This window comes from Enterobacter sp. DTU_2021_1002640_1_SI_PRY_ASU_LCPMC_013 (assembly GCF_032389435.1).
GTDB lineage: Bacteria > Pseudomonadota > Gammaproteobacteria > Enterobacterales > Enterobacteriaceae > Enterobacter > Enterobacter hormaechei_C.
The window spans coordinates 4,312,331-4,327,694 of sequence record NZ_CP135594.1; the positions used below are offsets into that span (position 1 = coordinate 4,312,331).

Below are 15,364 nucleotides of genomic sequence, written 5' to 3' on the forward strand. Positions count from 1 at the left end.
TCGCCCCCGGGCAACCGGGAGCGAGGAAGAAGGTTTATCAGGAGCGTTTTAGCAGCATCCAGAGGCTGATCAGGAAGAAACTGGCGCTCGGCAAAAGTGCGCCGATAATTGGCGGAATGCCATACACCAGCGTCAGCGGACCGAAAATCTGATCGAGGACGTAGAACACAAAACCAAAGCTGATACCGGTTACCACGCGAACCCCCATCGGCACGCTACGCAGCGGTCCAAAGATGAACGATAGCGCCATCAGCATCATCACGGCCACGGACAGCGGCTGGAAGATTTTGCTCCACATGTTGAGCTGGTAACGCCCCGCATCCTGTCCGCTCGATTTCAGATACTTCACGTAATTATGCAGACCGCTGATGGAGAGCGCATCGGGATCGAGCGCTACCACCCCAAGCTTGTCCGGCGTCAGGTTGGTTTTCCAGGTACCGCTAACGGTCTGCGAACCGGTGATCTGTTTCGGGTTCGTCAGGTCAGATTCATCAACCTGGGATAACCGCCACAGCTTGTTGTTCGCATCAAATTTAGCGGAGGCGGCATAACGCACCGACTGTAAACGACGATCGTTATTGAAGGCATAGATACTCACGCCGCCCAGTTCATCGTCCCCTTTCACGCGTTCGATATAGACAAAGTTCTGACCATCTTTCGCCCATAATCCCTGCTGCGTGGAGAGCAGTGAACCGCCGTACATAGCCTGAGCACGGTAGTTACGCGCCATCTGTTCACCCTGCGGCGCGACCCATTCGCCAATCGCCATGGTCAACAGCACCAGCGGGATCGCGGTTTTCATCACCGACAGCGCAACCTGCATACGGGTAAAACCCGATGCCTGCATCACCACCAGCTCGCTACGCTGAGCCAGCATCCCCAGACCCAGCAGCGCCCCCAACAGGGCCGCCATCGGGAAGAAGATCTGCACATCTTTTGGTACGCTGAGCAGGGTATACATCCCGGCGCCCAACGCGTCGTAACTCCCCTGCCCAGCTTTTTTCAGCTGGTCGACAAATTTGATAATGCCCGAGAGCGACACCAGCATGAACAGGGTCATCATGATGGTGGTGAAAATCGTTTTACCGATATAGCGGTCAAGTACGCCAAACGCCTGCATTAGATGGCTCCTTTACGCGTAAACCGGGCACGAAGACGACGCACAGGCACCGTGTCCCACAAGTTGAGTCCGACTGCCAGCAGCAGATACAAACCATTCACGACCCAGGTCCAGATCATCGGGTCAATTTTTCCTTTCCCGCCGTTAGACTTGATTGAGGTTTGCAGCAGGAAGAACACCAGATACAGCAGCATCGCTGGCAGCATCGACAGCACGCGGCCCTGGCGCGGGTTTACCACGCTCAGCGGAACCACCATCAGCGCCATCATAAATACGGTGAATACCAGCGTGATACGCCAGTGCAGTTCAGCACGCGCACGATCGGTATCGGTATTCATTAAGGTGCGCATATCCATCTGCTCAGTATCCGTGGGATCGAGCGCGACGGCCTGATGACCAATGATGGCCTGGTAGTTCTGGAAATCGGTAATACGAAAGTCGCGCAGCATAGCCGTACCTTCGAAACGCGTTCCTTTGTTCAGCGTGACAACCTGAGAGCCGTCTTTACGCTGCGACAGCTGACCGGAGTCCGCCACCACCACAGAAGGCCGAGCGTTACCTTTCGGGCGCAGTTGAGCAAGAAACACGTCATTGAAGCGGTTGCCATCGACGCTTTCGATAAACAGCACGGAGTTACCGTCGGTCGCCTGCTGGAACTGCCCCTGCGCCAGCGCCGCCAGCCCTGGGTTAGCTTTTGCTTCCGCCAGCACCTCATCCTGATGACGAGAGGAGGTCGGCCCCGCCCACATGACGTTAACCGCGGCAACAATGCCCGTAAACAGCGCCAGCACCATGGCTGCTTTTACCAGTACGGCTTTACTGAGGCCGCAGGCATGCATCACGGTGATTTCACTTTCGGTATAGAGCTTACCCAGGGTCATCAGCAGACCAAGGAACAGGCTTAACGGCAGGATAAGCTGCGCCATTTCCGGCACGCCAAGCCCGAGCAGGGAAAGCACCAGATTCGTTGGGATTTCGCCATCAACCGCCGCGCCGAGGATCCTGACCAGCTTCTGACAGAAAAAGATCAGAAGGAGGATAAAGAGGATCGCCAGTTGGCTCTTCAGCGTCTCCCGAACCAGATATCTTATGATTATCACTTTAAATACGCCCGTTAAAACTCGTCTTATGCAGGAATTTAGCTTGTTTCATGGCTTAAACGTCATTTATTCTCTTGAGTCGTCGAAATCATCGCTAAGATTAAAAAACCCGGCGGATTCGCGCTTCATGACATTTATTGACGTGTCGAAACCGTAGTAACGTAAGATTAACACGAAGTCACCACAACGGCGGACATGAGTTACGAAAGGTTTCAATTCTATCCGTAGCCGCCGCCGTTGTCTTTAAGATTCAGGAGCGTAGTGCATGGAGTTCAGTGTAAAAAGCGGTAGCCCGGAGAAACAGCGGAGTGCCTGCATCGTTGTGGGCGTCTTTGAACCACGCCGACTCTCCCCGATCGCCGAGCAACTCGATAAAATCAGCGACGGTTATATCAGCGCCCTGCTGCGCCGTGGCGAACTGGAAGGCAAACCAGGGCAGACCTTGTTGCTGCACCATGTTCCGAACGTCCTGTCCGAGCGTATTCTGCTGATTGGCTGTGGTAAAGAACGTGAGCTTGATGAGCGCCAGTACAAGCAGGTTATTCAGAAAACCATTAATACACTGAATGATACTGGTTCGATGGAAGCCGTCTGCTTCCTGACGGAGCTGCACGTTAAGGGCCGCAACACGTACTGGAAAGTGCGCCAGGCCGTCGAAACCGCAAAAGAGAGCCTCTACAGCTTTGATCAGCTGAAAACCACCAAAAGCGAGCCGCGTCGCCCGCTGCGTAAAATGGTCTTTAACGTGCCGACCCGTCGCGAGCTGACCAGCGGCGAGCGCGCCATTCAGCACGGTCTGGCCATTGCCGCCGGTATTAAAGCGGCAAAAGATCTTGGCAATATGCCGCCAAACATCTGTAACGCCGCGTACCTGGCGTCTCAGGCGCGCCAGCTGGCTGACGCCTACAGCAAGAACGTCATCACCCGCGTTATCGGCGAACAGCAGATGAAAGAGCTGGGGATGCACTCTTATCTGGCGGTCGGTAACGGCTCCCAGAACGAATCCCTGATGTCGGTCATTGAGTACAAGGGCAATCCGTCAGAAGATGCGCGTCCCATCGTGCTCGTCGGTAAAGGGCTGACCTTCGACTCCGGCGGTATCTCCATCAAGCCTTCAGAAGGCATGGATGAGATGAAATACGACATGTGCGGCGCGGCGGCGGTTTACGGCGTCATGCGCATGGTCGCGGAACTTCAGTTGCCCATCAACGTGATCGGCGTGCTGGCGGGCTGCGAAAACATGCCTGGCGGCCGCGCTTATCGTCCGGGTGATGTGCTGACCACCATGTCCGGCCAGACCGTTGAGGTGCTGAACACCGACGCCGAAGGCCGTCTGGTGCTGTGTGACGTGCTGACCTACGTTGAGCGTTTCGAACCTGAAGCGGTTATCGACGTGGCTACCCTGACCGGCGCCTGCGTGATCGCGCTGGGCCATCACATCACCGGCCTGATGTCGAACCACAACCCGCTGGCGCATGAGCTGATCGGCGCGTCCGAGCAGGCCGGCGACCGCGCGTGGCGTCTGCCGCTGGGGGACGAGTTCCAGGAACAGCTGGAGTCTAACTTCGCAGACATGGCGAACATCGGCGGTCGTCCTGGCGGAGCTATTACCGCGGGCTGCTTCCTGGCGCGCTTTACCCGCAAGTACAACTGGGCGCACCTGGACATCGCGGGGACCGCATGGCGCTCCGGTAAAGCCAAAGGCGCGACCGGACGTCCGGTGGCGCTGCTGTCGCAGTTTCTGCTCAATCGTGCGGGTTTTAACGGCGACGAGTGATGTAAAACGCCGGGTGGCGGCTACGCCTTACCCGGCCTACACGCCACTCAACCGTAGGCCGGGTAAGCGAAGCGCCACCCGGCTTTGCATTTAAATCCACGACAAGAAGCCCCATATATTATGAAGAATGCAACGTTCTACCTTCTGGACAATGACACCCATCAGGATGGCCTCAGCGCCGTTGAACAGCTGGTGTGTGAAATTGCCGCAGAACGTTGGCGCGCAGGTAAACGCGTCCTGATTGCCTGTGAAGATGAGCAGCAGGCGATTCGCCTGGATGAAGCGCTATGGGCGCGCCCGCCGGAGAGTTTTGTTCCGCATAACCTGTCGGGCGAAGGTCCACGCGGCGGGGCACCGGTGGAGATTGCCTGGCCGCAAAAACGCAACAGCAGCGCGCGCGACATTCTCATTAGCCTGCGGACAGACTTTGCAGATTTTGCCACCGCTTTCACAGAAGTGGTAGACTTTGTCCCTTACGAAGAATCCTTGAAACAACTGGCGCGCGAACGCTACAAAGCGTACCGCCTGGCCGGTTTTAACCTGAATACGGCAATCTGGAAATAATGGAAAAGACATATAACCCACGCGATATCGAACAGCCGCTTTACGAGCACTGGGAACAGCAGGGCTATTTCAAGCCTAACGGCGACGAAAGCAAAGAGTCCTTCTGCATCATGATCCCGCCGCCGAACGTCACCGGCAGTTTGCATATGGGGCATGCTTTCCAGCAGACCATCATGGATACCATGATCCGCTACCAGCGCATGCAGGGCAAAAATACCCTGTGGCAGGCGGGGACTGACCACGCGGGTATCGCGACCCAGATGGTGGTTGAGCGTAAAATTGCCGCTGAAGAGGGTAAAACCCGCCACGACTACGGTCGCGACGCGTTCATCGACAAAATCTGGCAGTGGAAGGCAGAATCCGGCGGCACCATTACCCGTCAGATGCGCCGTCTCGGCAACTCCGTAGACTGGGAGCGCGAGCGCTTCACCATGGATGAAGGCCTGTCCAACGCCGTGAAAGAAGTCTTTGTGCGCCTGTACAAAGAAGACCTGATTTACCGCGGCAAGCGCCTGGTCAACTGGGACCCGAAACTGCGCACCGCCATCTCTGACCTGGAAGTGGAAAACCGCGAGTCTAAAGGCTCCATGTGGCACATCCGCTATCCGCTGGCCGACGGCGCAAAAACCGCCGACGGTAAAGATTACCTGGTGGTGGCGACCACCCGTCCGGAAACCCTGCTGGGCGATACCGGCGTGGCCGTTAACCCGGAAGATCCGCGTTATAAAGATCTGATCGGCAAATTCGTGGTGCTGCCGCTGGTGAACCGCCGTATTCCGATTGTGGGCGACGAACACGCCGACATGGAAAAAGGCACCGGCTGCGTGAAAATCACCCCGGCGCATGACTTCAACGACTATGAAGTCGGTCGTCGTCATCAACTTCCGATGATTAACATTCTGACCTTCGACGGCGATATCCGCGAAAGCGCAAAAGTGTATGACACCAAAGGCAACGAATCCGACGTTTATTCCAGCGACATCCCGGCTGAGTTCCAGAAGCTGGAGCGCTTTGCCGCGCGTAAAGCCATCGTAGCCGCCGTTGACGCACTCGGCCTGCTGGAAGAGATTAAACCTCACGATCTGACCGTGCCGTACGGCGACCGTGGCGGCGTGGTTATCGAGCCAATGCTGACCGACCAGTGGTACGTGCGTGCCGACGTGCTGGCGAAACCGGCTGTGGAAGCGGTTGAGAACGGCAGCATTCAGTTCGTGCCGAAGCAGTACGAAAACATGTACTTCTCCTGGATGCGCGATATTCAGGACTGGTGTATTTCCCGTCAGCTGTGGTGGGGTCACCGTATCCCGGCGTGGTACGACAACGAAGGCAATGTCTACGTTGGCCGCACCGAAGAGGAAGTACGTCAGGAAAACAACCTGGGCGTTGACGTTGCCCTGCGCCAGGACGAAGACGTGCTGGATACCTGGTTCTCCTCCGCACTGTGGACCTTCTCTACCCTCGGCTGGCCGGAAAACACCGACGCGCTGCGTCAGTTCCATCCAACCAGCGTGATGGTATCCGGCTTCGACATCATCTTCTTCTGGATCGCCCGCATGATCATGATGACCATGCACTTCATCAAAGACGAAGACGGCAAGCCGCAGGTTCCGTTCCATACCGTCTACATGACCGGCCTGATCCGCGACGACGAAGGCCAGAAGATGTCCAAATCCAAGGGTAACGTTATCGACCCGCTGGATATGGTGGACGGTATCTCTCTGGAAGAGCTGCTGGAAAAACGTACCGGCAACATGATGCAGCCGCAGCTGGCGGAGAAAATCCGCAAGCGTACCGAGAAGCAGTTCCCGAACGGGATCGAATCTCACGGTACCGACGCCCTGCGCTTCACCCTGGCGGCGCTGGCCTCCACCGGTCGTGACATCAACTGGGATATGAAGCGTCTGGAAGGTTACCGTAACTTCTGTAACAAGCTGTGGAACGCCAGCCGCTTCGTGCTGATGAACACCGAAGATCAGGATTGCGGCTTTAACGGCGGCGAAATGACCCTGTCTCTGGCAGACCGCTGGATCCTGGCGGAATTTAACCAGACGGTGAAAGCATTCCGCGACGCGCTGGACAGCTACCGCTTCGACATCGCGGCAGGCATCCTGTACGAATTCACCTGGAACCAGTTCTGCGACTGGTACCTGGAGCTGGCGAAGCCGGTCATGAACGGCGGTTCTGAAGCGGAACTGCGCGGCACGCGTAATACGCTGGTTACCGTTCTGGAAGGTCTGCTGCGCCTTGCGCACCCGATCATTCCGTTCATCACCGAAACCATCTGGCAGCGCGTGAAGGTGATTGCCGGTATTAATGCCGATACCATCATGCTCCAGCCGTTCCCGGCATTCGACGCCGCGAAAGTGGATGAAGCCGCGTCTGCGGATACCGAGTGGCTGAAGCAGGCGATCGTTGCGGTACGTAACATCCGCGCGGAAATGAACATCGCTCCGGGTAAACCACTGGAGCTGCTGCTGCGCGGTTGCAGCGAAGCTGCCGTTCGTCGCGTCACCGAGAACAACACCTTCCTGAAAACCATGGCGCGTCTGGAAAGCATCACCGTGCTGCCTGCCGATGACAAAGGTCCGGTTTCCGTGACCAAAATCATCGACGGCGCGGAGCTGCTGATCCCGATGGCGGGCCTGATCGACAAAGATGCGGAGCTGGCGCGTCTGGCGAAAGAAGTGGCGAAAGTCGACGTGGAAATTGGCAAAATCGAAAGCAAACTGGCGAACGAGGGCTTTGTGGCCCGCGCGCCGGAAGCGGTCATCGCCAAAGAGCGTGAGCGTCTGGTTGCCTTCGCCGATGCGAAGACCAAACTGATCGAGCAGCAGGCGGTTATCGCGGCGCTGTAATATCATGAAAACACCGGAGACTCTCTCCGGTGTTTTCTTTTATAACGCATTTTTTATTCGCACCAACTTCCCGTCCGGCATGGTTATCCAGTAATACTCACTCTTGCTGAAGGAGAATTTTTCATAGTAACCTTGCTCATAATCCACGCTCATAAGCATATTTTTCTCAACACAATGTTTTTCTGTTTCCTTTATCGGAGGCAGGCAATACATATCGCCACCCCCTGAGCTTGCAAAATCAGTAAAGCCATCACCGATATCCCAAAAGGTAATGTTATAGCCATCGGATGATGGTATGTGATAAAGGTTTTTCAGTTCTTCTTTATGATCCAGATACCAATGAATACGTCCCCACTCCGTTAAAGCCAGATGGTCTACCAGGATTCCATAGGCCTCAAATTTTCTGTCTTTGCTGGCAAACTCCTTGAGGACAAATCCGGGATCATACTCAGCATGGCTACCGGCGCGGATGATAGTCACTGGTCGTTGAGTCCAGAGTAAATAGCAGGTTATCAACAGCACCAGGCTAAGAAAAGCCGCTTTACGTTTCCGATGATTCTGCATCAAACGCCACCGTTTATATGAATATAAGCTCTAAAATTTGTCATGAAGGGTTTAAATGCATAATCGCGATGTCGTTGCAAAAAAAACCAAATGCGGAAGAAGCGAAAGTTCTTATAGAAGTCATTTGTAATATCTTCCGTCCCAAGACCAAAATGATCCTGTCCGGTAAATAACAGCACCCCCTCCCAGGATACAGCATTGCGATGGAAACTTTCCAGGCTGACTTTCTGGGCATAAATATCATGTACGCTTATTCCCAACCCATTAAACCTATCGATGAAACGGTTAAATTTTGGCAGCCTGACGTTTCTAGTGATGTGTCCGCTTAAAGCCGTAAGAAAATTAAAATCAATCCCTATCTGCTGTTTCAGATAGAAACGTTCATTTATCTCCGTCTGAATGTAATGCAACAAATGATTTGTTTCTGTACCTCTAATCACTTCTGCATATGCTCTACTCAGACGCTCACTGTGCCATGATCCTCCATTACCGTAATGAAAATGATTAATCAACTCACCTATAAGCGGGGCGTACGGCCCGTGAGCAAATTGTGTCGAGAGTTCTATCATCTCATCAAACATAATCTCAGCGCAGCGCTGATGGCTAAGTGACACACCCTGCGGTTTCCGTAGGCCGAAGTCCGCCACCCGAGGACTATAGAAATTATTCGCATTGAATTGCAAACACCTGAACGGGTCTACCCGCGCAGAAATGTCCTCAAGTCCTAATAACTGGAAATCCCTATCGACTAAATCTCCACACTGCATATCATCTACATAATAGTTTTCAAAACGATGGAACGTGGAAAAAACTTCACACGGCAAAGACATTGATAAAAGCGTATCTATATTCATAATTCATCATCCTGATAAATAATAACAGCGCACTTCACAACAACAGAAAATAATATAACTTTGAAAAAGAGAACATGAGCGAAATGGTATAAACACCATGTGGATGATGAAAATTCTTCCCTGTCATTATCTCTGCCTTGCATGATTGTAAAGAGGGTGGTATCAAATATCACTATGATGAATTTTTATTGATTGAGTAACAAAATGAGCTCCACGCAGTCCCTCCCTACACTCCGCCGGATATCCGCCAGCGACAACCCGGCTATCGCCGCCGTTATCCGCACGGTTTCTGCCGAATATGGCCTGACCGCCGACAAAGGCTACACCGTGGCCGACCCAAATCTGGACGAACTTTTTCAGCTGTACAGCCAGCCGGGCCATGCCTACTGGGTCATTGAACAGGACGGCCAGGTCGTGGGCGGCGGCGGCATTGCCCCACTGCTTTGCAGCGAGCCGGATATCTGTGAACTTCAGAAAATGTATTTCCTGCCAACGATACGCGGACAAGGCCTGGCGAAAAAGCTAGCGCTGGTCGCCCTTGAACATGCACGCTCACAGGGCTTTAAACGTTGCTACCTTGAAACCACCGCTTTCCTTAAAGAGGCCATTGGCCTGTATGAACATCTCGGCTTTGAGCATATCGATGCGCCACTGGGCTGCACGGGCCACGTGGACTGCGAAGTCAGGATGCTGAAAAATCTGTAAGTTTTGTTCCTGCCGTCTTCTGTTAAGCGTCTGTAAACTGAATGCTCTACACTCACAGTTCACACCAAAACAGGGGAAATGCGATGTCGAAGATAAAAAGCTACGCCGCACCGCAGGCGGGTGCAGAACTTGAGCTGTACGAGTACGATGCGGGCGAACTAAAAGCGGAAGACGTCGAAGTACAGGTTGATTACTGCGGGATCTGCCACTCAGATCTCTCGATGATTGACAATGAATGGGGCTTCTCCAGCTATCCGCTGGTGGCCGGGCACGAAGTCATTGGCCACGTCGTGGCGCTCGGCAGCGCCGCGCAGGACAAAGGGCTGAAAGTGGGCCAGCGCGTGGGTATCGGCTGGACGGCACGCAGCTGCGGCCACTGCGACGCCTGTATCAGCGGCAACCAGATCAACTGCCTTGAGGGCGCAACGCCGACCATCCTGAACAAGGGCGGTTTCGCCGATAAGCTGCGCGCCGACTGGCAATGGGTTATCCCGCTGCCGGACAGCATTGATATCGAATCCGCAGGTCCGCTGCTGTGTGGCGGTATCACCGTCTTTAAACCGCTGCTGATGCATCACGTCACCGCCACCAGCCGCGTGGGCGTGATCGGGATTGGCGGTCTGGGCCATATCGCCATCAAGCTGCTGCACGCGATGGGCTGTGAAGTGACGGCGTTCAGCTCTAACCCGGCGAAAGAGCAGGAAGTGCTGGCGATGGGTGCGGATAAAGTGGTAAACAGTCGCGATCCCCAGGCGCTCACCGCTCTGGCAGGCCAGTTTGACCTGATCATCAACACCGTGAACGTCGATCTCGACTGGCAGCCGTACTTTGAAGCCCTGGCCTACGGCGGTAACTTCCACACCGTGGGTGCGGTGATGAAGCCACTGCCGGTTCCGGCGTTTACCCTGATCGGCGGCGATCGCAGCATATCCGGCTCTGCTACCGGCACGCCATATGAGTTACGCAAGCTGATGAAGTTTGCCGGACGCACAAAAGTGGCACCCACCACCGAGCTGTACCCGATGTCAAAAATCAACGAAGCTATCCAGCACGTGCGCGACGGCAAAGCCCGCTACCGCGTAGTGTTGAAAGCGGATTTTTGATGTGACATTGCCGGGGAATGTGCGGCCTGATGCCCTCACCCAACCCTCTCCCACAGAGAGAGGGCGCAAGCACTAAAAACGGTAACGGTTGTTACCGTTTTGCATCTACCATGGTCTTAAATACTTCCGCCACCGCGACCGCCCCCGGATCCATCACCCCGTCCAGATTCTCTTTATTCACATACGACGAGCGTCCCGCGCCGGCTTTCGCCATTTTCGCCGTTGCTTCGGCGCCCTGCTGTGCGGCCTGCGCTGCCGCCTGAATATTGCCTTTCTGTAACGCCTCCAGCGCCGGTTGCAGGGCATCGATCAGCGTACGATCGCCGAGATCTGCACCGCCATACTGCTTCATCTGCGCCAGTCCGCTCAGCAATGCTTCAGCTAGCGGCAGTCCATCATGAAGCTTTTGTCCTGCCGCCGTGAAGAAGATCGACATCAGCACCCCACTCGATCCGCCCATTACCGTTGCCAGCCGCTCGCCTACCAGCAGGAGTAATGTCGGCACGTCGTTAAGGGGCAGGTTGTTCTCCTCAAGTCGCTGCGCAATATCCCGCGCCCCTTGCGCAAAGGTGGAGCCCGTATCGCCATCGCCTACTTTGGCATCCAGCGCGTTAAGGCGATTTTCCAGCTGGATCAATGTTTTCGTTACCGAGGCGACGGCCTCGCTCACCTGCGGATTGTCCGACGGGGTATATTCCACGCGATCATGAAGGGCGCTATGGGGGACGGTACGCAGGGGCGCGAACGCGACGGGCTTCTGCCAGCCCAGCGTCTCGACCTCGGCGTGAATCGCCTTCTCGAAGAAATCGTTGAGCTTTAACAGCGTTAGCGAAAAGCCTTTCATATCCAGCGCACTCATCAGCGGCGCCGGGCCAATCAGATACGCAATGTTCTCTTTCAACGCCGAATGCGCCAGCTCTTTGGTGAGCAGAGCCATCTCCAGCGCTGACACGCCGCCGAGGTTGTTGATCAGCACCGCAAAGCGCCCGTCACCCGCCTGGGCTTTTAGCGGCGTCACCAGCGTATCGATAATCGCTCTGCTGTTTTGCGTATCCACCACCGATGCCCCCGGCTCGCCGTGAATCCCCAGCCCCAGCTCCACGTGGCCTTGCCTGATGCGCCCTTCTTCATCATCGCTACCCGGCAGGTTACAGGTTTGCATCGCAACCCCCAGGCTCCAGAGGTTATCGCAGGCCTGTTGTGCAATATCCCGCACGTCGTTTAGCGATTTCCCCTGTTCTGCCGCATATCCCGCAATCTTATGCACCAGCGCCGTTCCCGCGATACCACGCGGCTGCTTGTTATCCGGTAGGGCGATATCATCCGCCACGATAACCATCTCGACCTTCAGGCCGTAGCGTTTGGCTTTTTCCGCCGCCAGGCCAAAGTTAAGCCGGTCACCGGTGTAGTTTTTCACAATCAGCAGGCAGCCACGATCGCCCGTCACCGCCACAATGGCATTGAGGACCGCATCCACGCTTGGGGAAGCGAACAGATCGCCACATACCGCTGCGGTAAGCATGCCTTTACCGACGAACCCGGCATGTGCCGGTTCATGGCCGGAGCCGCCACCGGAGATCACCGCCACGCGGCTTTTATCCCAGTCGCCGCGAGCCACCACGCGGATGGCCGGATCGATATCCAGTTTGACGAGATTACCGTGCGGCGCGGAGAGAAGTATGCCTTCAATGGCATCGTTGACAAGCTGTTTGCGGTCGTTAAAAAAGAATCTGGACATAGTTTCCCAAAATTTTGTTTACCGTATGCAAAAGCATAGTCCGCACTGGATAATGCGCCGCAAAGTGAGGAATTTACGCAGACATTTTGCCGTCAGGTTGCCTATACTCCACCCAGGACTACGAGAGGACGTGCATCATGAGTACACCATTGTTAATCGCCAGGACGCTGGAAAAAGAGCTGTTTTTACTGCCCGCGATGGCGAACCGTCATGGCCTGATCACCGGCGCGACCGGGACGGGGAAAACCGTTACCCTGCAAAAGCTGGCTGAGTCGTTGTCAGAGACTGGCGTGCCGGTTTTTATGGCTGACGTGAAGGGCGATTTAACCGGGGTGGCTCAGGAAGGTGCAGCGTCAGAAAAACTGCTTGAGCGCCTGAAAAGTATCGGCATCACGGACTGGACGCCGCACGGTAATCCGGTGGTGGCCTGGGATATCTTCGGCGAAAAAGGGCATCCGGTGCGTGCCACCGTCTCCGACCTCGGCCCGCTGCTGCTGGCCCGTCTGCTTAACCTCAACGACGTGCAGTCCGGGGTACTGAACATTATCTTCCGTATCGCCGACGATCAGGGGCTACTGCTGCTCGACTTCAAAGATCTGCGCGCCATCACCCAGTACATTGGCGATAACGCCAAATCCTTCCAGAACCAGTACGGCAATATCAGCAGCGCCTCGGTGGGCGCCATTCAGCGCGGGCTCCTGACGCTGGAGCAACAGGGTGCCGAACACTTCTTCGGCGAGCCAATGCTGGATATCAAAGACTGGATGCGTACCGACAGCAGCGGCAAAGGCATCATCAACATTCTGAGCGCAGAGAAGCTCTACCAGATGCCGAAGCTTTACGCCGCCAGCCTGCTGTGGATGCTCTCTGAACTGTACGAACAACTGCCGGAAGCAGGCGATCTGGAAAAACCCAAACTGGTGTTCTTCTTTGACGAAGCGCATCTGTTGTTTAACGACGCGCCGCAGGTGCTGCTGGATAAAATTGAACAGGTTATCCGCCTGATCCGCTCCAAAGGCGTCGGGGTCTGGTTTGTGTCGCAAAACCCGTCGGATATTCCGGACAACGTACTGGGGCAGTTGGGTAACCGCGTGCAGCACGCCCTGCGCGCCTTTACCCCGAAAGATCAGAAAGCGGTGAAAGCCGCGGCGCAAACCATGCGCGCCAATCCGGCCTTTGATACCGAAACCGCCATTCAGGCGCTGGGTACCGGTGAAGCGCTGATTTCGTTCCTCGATGCAAAAGGCAGCCCGACAGTTGTCGAGCGTGCGATGGTGATTGCGCCCTGCTCGCGCATGGGGCCGGTAACGGACGATGAACGCAACGGCCTGATTAATCACTCCCCGGTGTACGGGAAGTATGAAGACGAGGTGGATCGCGAATCCGCGTTCGAGATGCTGCAAAAAGGGGTGCAGGCGACTGCCGAATCGCAGGATGCCCCTGCCGCAAAAGGGCAATCTGTTGCCGTGGACGACGGCATTCTCGGCGGGCTGAAAGATATTCTGTTCGGTAGCACCGGGCCACGCGGCGGCAAACGCGATGGCGTGGTTCAGACCATGGCAAAAAGCGCGACGCGTCAGATTACCAACCAGATAGTACGCGGCATGCTGGGAAGTCTGCTAGGCGGCCGTCGCCGGTAGCGGGGGAACCCACGGGCGGCCAAGCGCCGACCCCTGTACGCCGTTCTCCTGTAGATAGCGGTCGATTTCCAGCATCCCCATCCAGCGGTTCTCACACCAGAGCGGTGCCAGAAGCGTTGGGCGGCGGGCGCTGGCCGAGATGCGGTGGTAAACAATCTCCGGAGGCGTGTGGCGAATCATCTCCCCCGCCGTCACCGTATAGTCGTCGAGTTCGATACCACTTAACCGCCCCGCTTCCCAGGCTTTCGCCATTATGCTGCCCTTCACGATATGCAGCGGATGCAGCTTAATGCCATCCACGCCGGTCTCGACGACTTTTTCCAGCGTTTCCAGCCCGTGCTGCTGCCCTTCTCCTGGCAAGCCGACAATCAGATGCGAGCAGACTTTTAATCCACGCTCACGGGCGAGACGCGTGGTGCGCTGGTAGCAGGCGAAATCATGCCCGCGATTGATACGGTGCAGGGTTTTGTCATGCGCGGTCTGCAAGCCCAGCTCCAGCCAGATCTCGTAGCCCTTCTCTTTGTACTCACTAAGTAAATCCAGCACGGCCTCCGGCACGCAGTCCGGACGCGTCCCCACGCACAGCCCGACAATGTTCGCTTGAGCAACCGCCTGCTGATACATCGAGCGCAGCACCTGCACCTCAGCCCACGTGCTGGTGTAGGCCTGGAAATAGGCCAGATACTGCTTCGCGCGATTCACCAGACTCGCCTGATGGGCGAGCTGTTCAGCGATAGATTTATGCTGCTGGGCCTCGTCAGCAAACGAGGCCACGTTACAGAAAGTGCAGCCACCACGCCCGATGGTGCCATCGCGGTTCGGGCAGCTAAAGCCGCCGTGCAGCGTCAGTTTGTGAACCTTTTGCCCATAGCGCTGCAAAAGATCCCCACCAAACATATTGACTAATTTCTGTAACTGCATAATCTGATAGACCGTCCCGAAGAAAGGGGACAAGCCTGCCATTTTTAGCCTCTGTCGGCGATGACCTGGATCAATCGCCCTGGACGGCCTTTATCTGTTTGAATAAATAATCACGATTACCGAGATTTCATTCACCCTGTACGTAATTACTTTTCCTTATGTTCTGATGGTTTTTTTCATTTATAGCGCCAGGACTGAAAAACAGTGATTTTATGCGGGTTTGAATGCAACACCAGATTAATATTCTGCTATAAATCTGCATTTCAGCACGCTGCATCGATAATACCGCTTTCATATAGTGAGTCAGATCACACTCCCCTGCACCTCCCCGGTGCTTTAAGTGGTTGTAAAAATAGTTAAATACATATTAAAAACAAAAAGATAACTACGCTTTAGCACATTTTTGTATAAATAAGATTGCCA

12 protein-coding genes are annotated in these 15,364 nt (G+C 55.3%); 6 read left to right on the forward strand and 6 right to left on the reverse strand.

Annotation, left to right across the window (positions count from 1 at the left end):
• Positions 1-37: 37 nt before the first annotated feature.
• Both lptG and lptF read right to left on the reverse strand, forming a co-directional pair.
• Positions 38-1,120, reverse strand: coding sequence for an LPS export ABC transporter permease LptG (gene lptG, locus RS584_RS20630; protein WP_001147540.1), 1,083 nt, complete (start codon positions 1,118-1,120; stop codon positions 38-40).
• Positions 1,120-2,220: an LPS export ABC transporter permease LptF gene (gene lptF / locus RS584_RS20635; protein WP_003861881.1), complete on the reverse strand. Its 1,101-nt coding sequence runs from the start codon at positions 2,218-2,220 to the stop codon at positions 1,120-1,122. The genes lptG and lptF overlap by 1 nt, the downstream gene beginning before the upstream one ends.
• A gap of 265 nt (positions 2,221-2,485) precedes the next feature.
• Between lptF and pepA the strand changes: the two genes are divergently transcribed.
• From pepA to RS584_RS20650, 3 genes are all read left to right on the forward strand, one after another.
• Complete coding sequence (gene pepA / locus RS584_RS20640; RefSeq protein WP_003861882.1) at positions 2,486-3,997, forward strand: leucyl aminopeptidase; 1,512 nt, start codon at positions 2,486-2,488, stop codon at positions 3,995-3,997.
• A 120-nt stretch (positions 3,998-4,117) separates the two neighbouring features.
• Positions 4,118-4,561 carry a DNA polymerase III subunit chi gene (holC, locus tag RS584_RS20645; RefSeq protein ID WP_315748563.1) on the forward strand — a complete coding sequence of 148 codons (444 nt, stop codon included), beginning with the start codon at positions 4,118-4,120 and terminating at the stop codon, positions 4,559-4,561.
• Positions 4,561-7,416, forward strand: a complete 2,856-nt coding sequence (locus RS584_RS20650) for a valine--tRNA ligase (protein ID WP_315748565.1) — start codon at positions 4,561-4,563, stop codon at positions 7,414-7,416. The genes holC and RS584_RS20650 overlap by 1 nt, the downstream gene beginning before the upstream one ends.
• Before the next feature lie 39 nt (positions 7,417-7,455).
• Here the strand turns inward: RS584_RS20650 and RS584_RS20655 are convergent, their stop codons facing one another.
• Positions 7,456-7,980 (reverse strand): DUF943 family protein, encoded by a 525-nt coding sequence (locus RS584_RS20655; protein WP_315748566.1) that lies wholly within the window; start codon positions 7,978-7,980, stop codon positions 7,456-7,458.
• Positions 7,980-8,834 carry a DUF3289 family protein gene (locus RS584_RS20660; protein ID WP_048973243.1) on the reverse strand — a complete coding sequence of 285 codons (855 nt, stop codon included), beginning with the start codon at positions 8,832-8,834 and terminating at the stop codon, positions 7,980-7,982. The genes RS584_RS20655 and RS584_RS20660 overlap by 1 nt, the downstream gene beginning before the upstream one ends.
• 204 nt (positions 8,835-9,038) lie before the next feature.
• Between RS584_RS20660 and RS584_RS20665 the strand changes: the two genes are divergently transcribed.
• Together RS584_RS20665 and RS584_RS20670 are read left to right on the forward strand one after the other, a co-directional pair.
• Positions 9,039-9,539, forward strand: coding sequence for a GNAT family N-acetyltransferase (locus RS584_RS20665; RefSeq protein ID WP_045141585.1), 501 nt, complete (start codon positions 9,039-9,041; stop codon positions 9,537-9,539).
• An 83-nt stretch (positions 9,540-9,622) separates the two neighbouring features.
• Entirely contained in the window at positions 9,623-10,642 is a 1,020-nt protein-coding gene (locus RS584_RS20670; protein WP_109937895.1) for an NAD(P)-dependent alcohol dehydrogenase, read from the forward strand.
• A gap of 91 nt (positions 10,643-10,733) precedes the next feature.
• Here RS584_RS20670 and RS584_RS20675 read toward each other — a convergent pair whose 3' ends face one another.
• Positions 10,734-12,380: a dihydroxyacetone kinase subunit DhaK gene (locus RS584_RS20675; protein WP_315748570.1), complete on the reverse strand. Its 1,647-nt coding sequence runs from the start codon at positions 12,378-12,380 to the stop codon at positions 10,734-10,736.
• Between the two features lie 137 nt (positions 12,381-12,517).
• Between RS584_RS20675 and RS584_RS20680 the strand changes: the two genes are divergently transcribed.
• Entirely contained in the window at positions 12,518-14,020 is a 1,503-nt protein-coding gene (locus RS584_RS20680) for a helicase HerA-like C-terminal domain-containing protein (protein ID WP_023295502.1), read from the forward strand.
• On the opposite strand, the gene RS584_RS20685 is transcribed toward RS584_RS20680, so the two are convergent.
• Positions 14,000-14,941: a TIGR01212 family radical SAM protein gene (locus RS584_RS20685; protein ID WP_123249619.1), complete on the reverse strand. Its 942-nt coding sequence runs from the start codon at positions 14,939-14,941 to the stop codon at positions 14,000-14,002. The genes RS584_RS20680 and RS584_RS20685 overlap by 21 nt on opposite strands.
• Positions 14,942-15,364 lie beyond the last annotated feature (423 nt).

Bases quoted from the DNA above. Each gene is read 5' to 3' on its own strand.
- RS584_RS20675 (WP_315748570.1), bottom strand. From the start codon at position 12,380: ATGTCCAGATTCTTTTTTAACGACCGCAAACAGCTTGTCAACGATGCC.
- pepA (WP_003861882.1), top strand. From the start codon at position 2,486: ATGGAGTTCAGTGTAAAAAGCGGTAGCCCGGAGAAACAGCGGAGTGCC.
- RS584_RS20660 (WP_048973243.1), bottom strand. From the start codon at position 8,834: ATGAATATAGATACGCTTTTATCAATGTCTTTGCCGTGTGAAGTTTTT.
- RS584_RS20685 (WP_123249619.1), bottom strand. From the start codon at position 14,941: ATGCAGTTACAGAAATTAGTCAATATGTTTGGTGGGGATCTTTTGCAG.
- holC (WP_315748563.1), top strand. From the start codon at position 4,118: ATGAAGAATGCAACGTTCTACCTTCTGGACAATGACACCCATCAGGAT.
- RS584_RS20650 (WP_315748565.1), top strand. From the start codon at position 4,561: ATGGAAAAGACATATAACCCACGCGATATCGAACAGCCGCTTTACGAG.
- RS584_RS20655 (WP_315748566.1), bottom strand. From the start codon at position 7,980: ATGCAGAATCATCGGAAACGTAAAGCGGCTTTTCTTAGCCTGGTGCTG.
- RS584_RS20665 (WP_045141585.1), top strand. From the start codon at position 9,039: ATGAGCTCCACGCAGTCCCTCCCTACACTCCGCCGGATATCCGCCAGC.
- RS584_RS20680 (WP_023295502.1), top strand. From the start codon at position 12,518: ATGAGTACACCATTGTTAATCGCCAGGACGCTGGAAAAAGAGCTGTTT.
- lptG (WP_001147540.1), bottom strand. From the start codon at position 1,120: ATGCAGGCGTTTGGCGTACTTGACCGCTATATCGGTAAAACGATTTTC.
- RS584_RS20670 (WP_109937895.1), top strand. From the start codon at position 9,623: ATGTCGAAGATAAAAAGCTACGCCGCACCGCAGGCGGGTGCAGAACTT.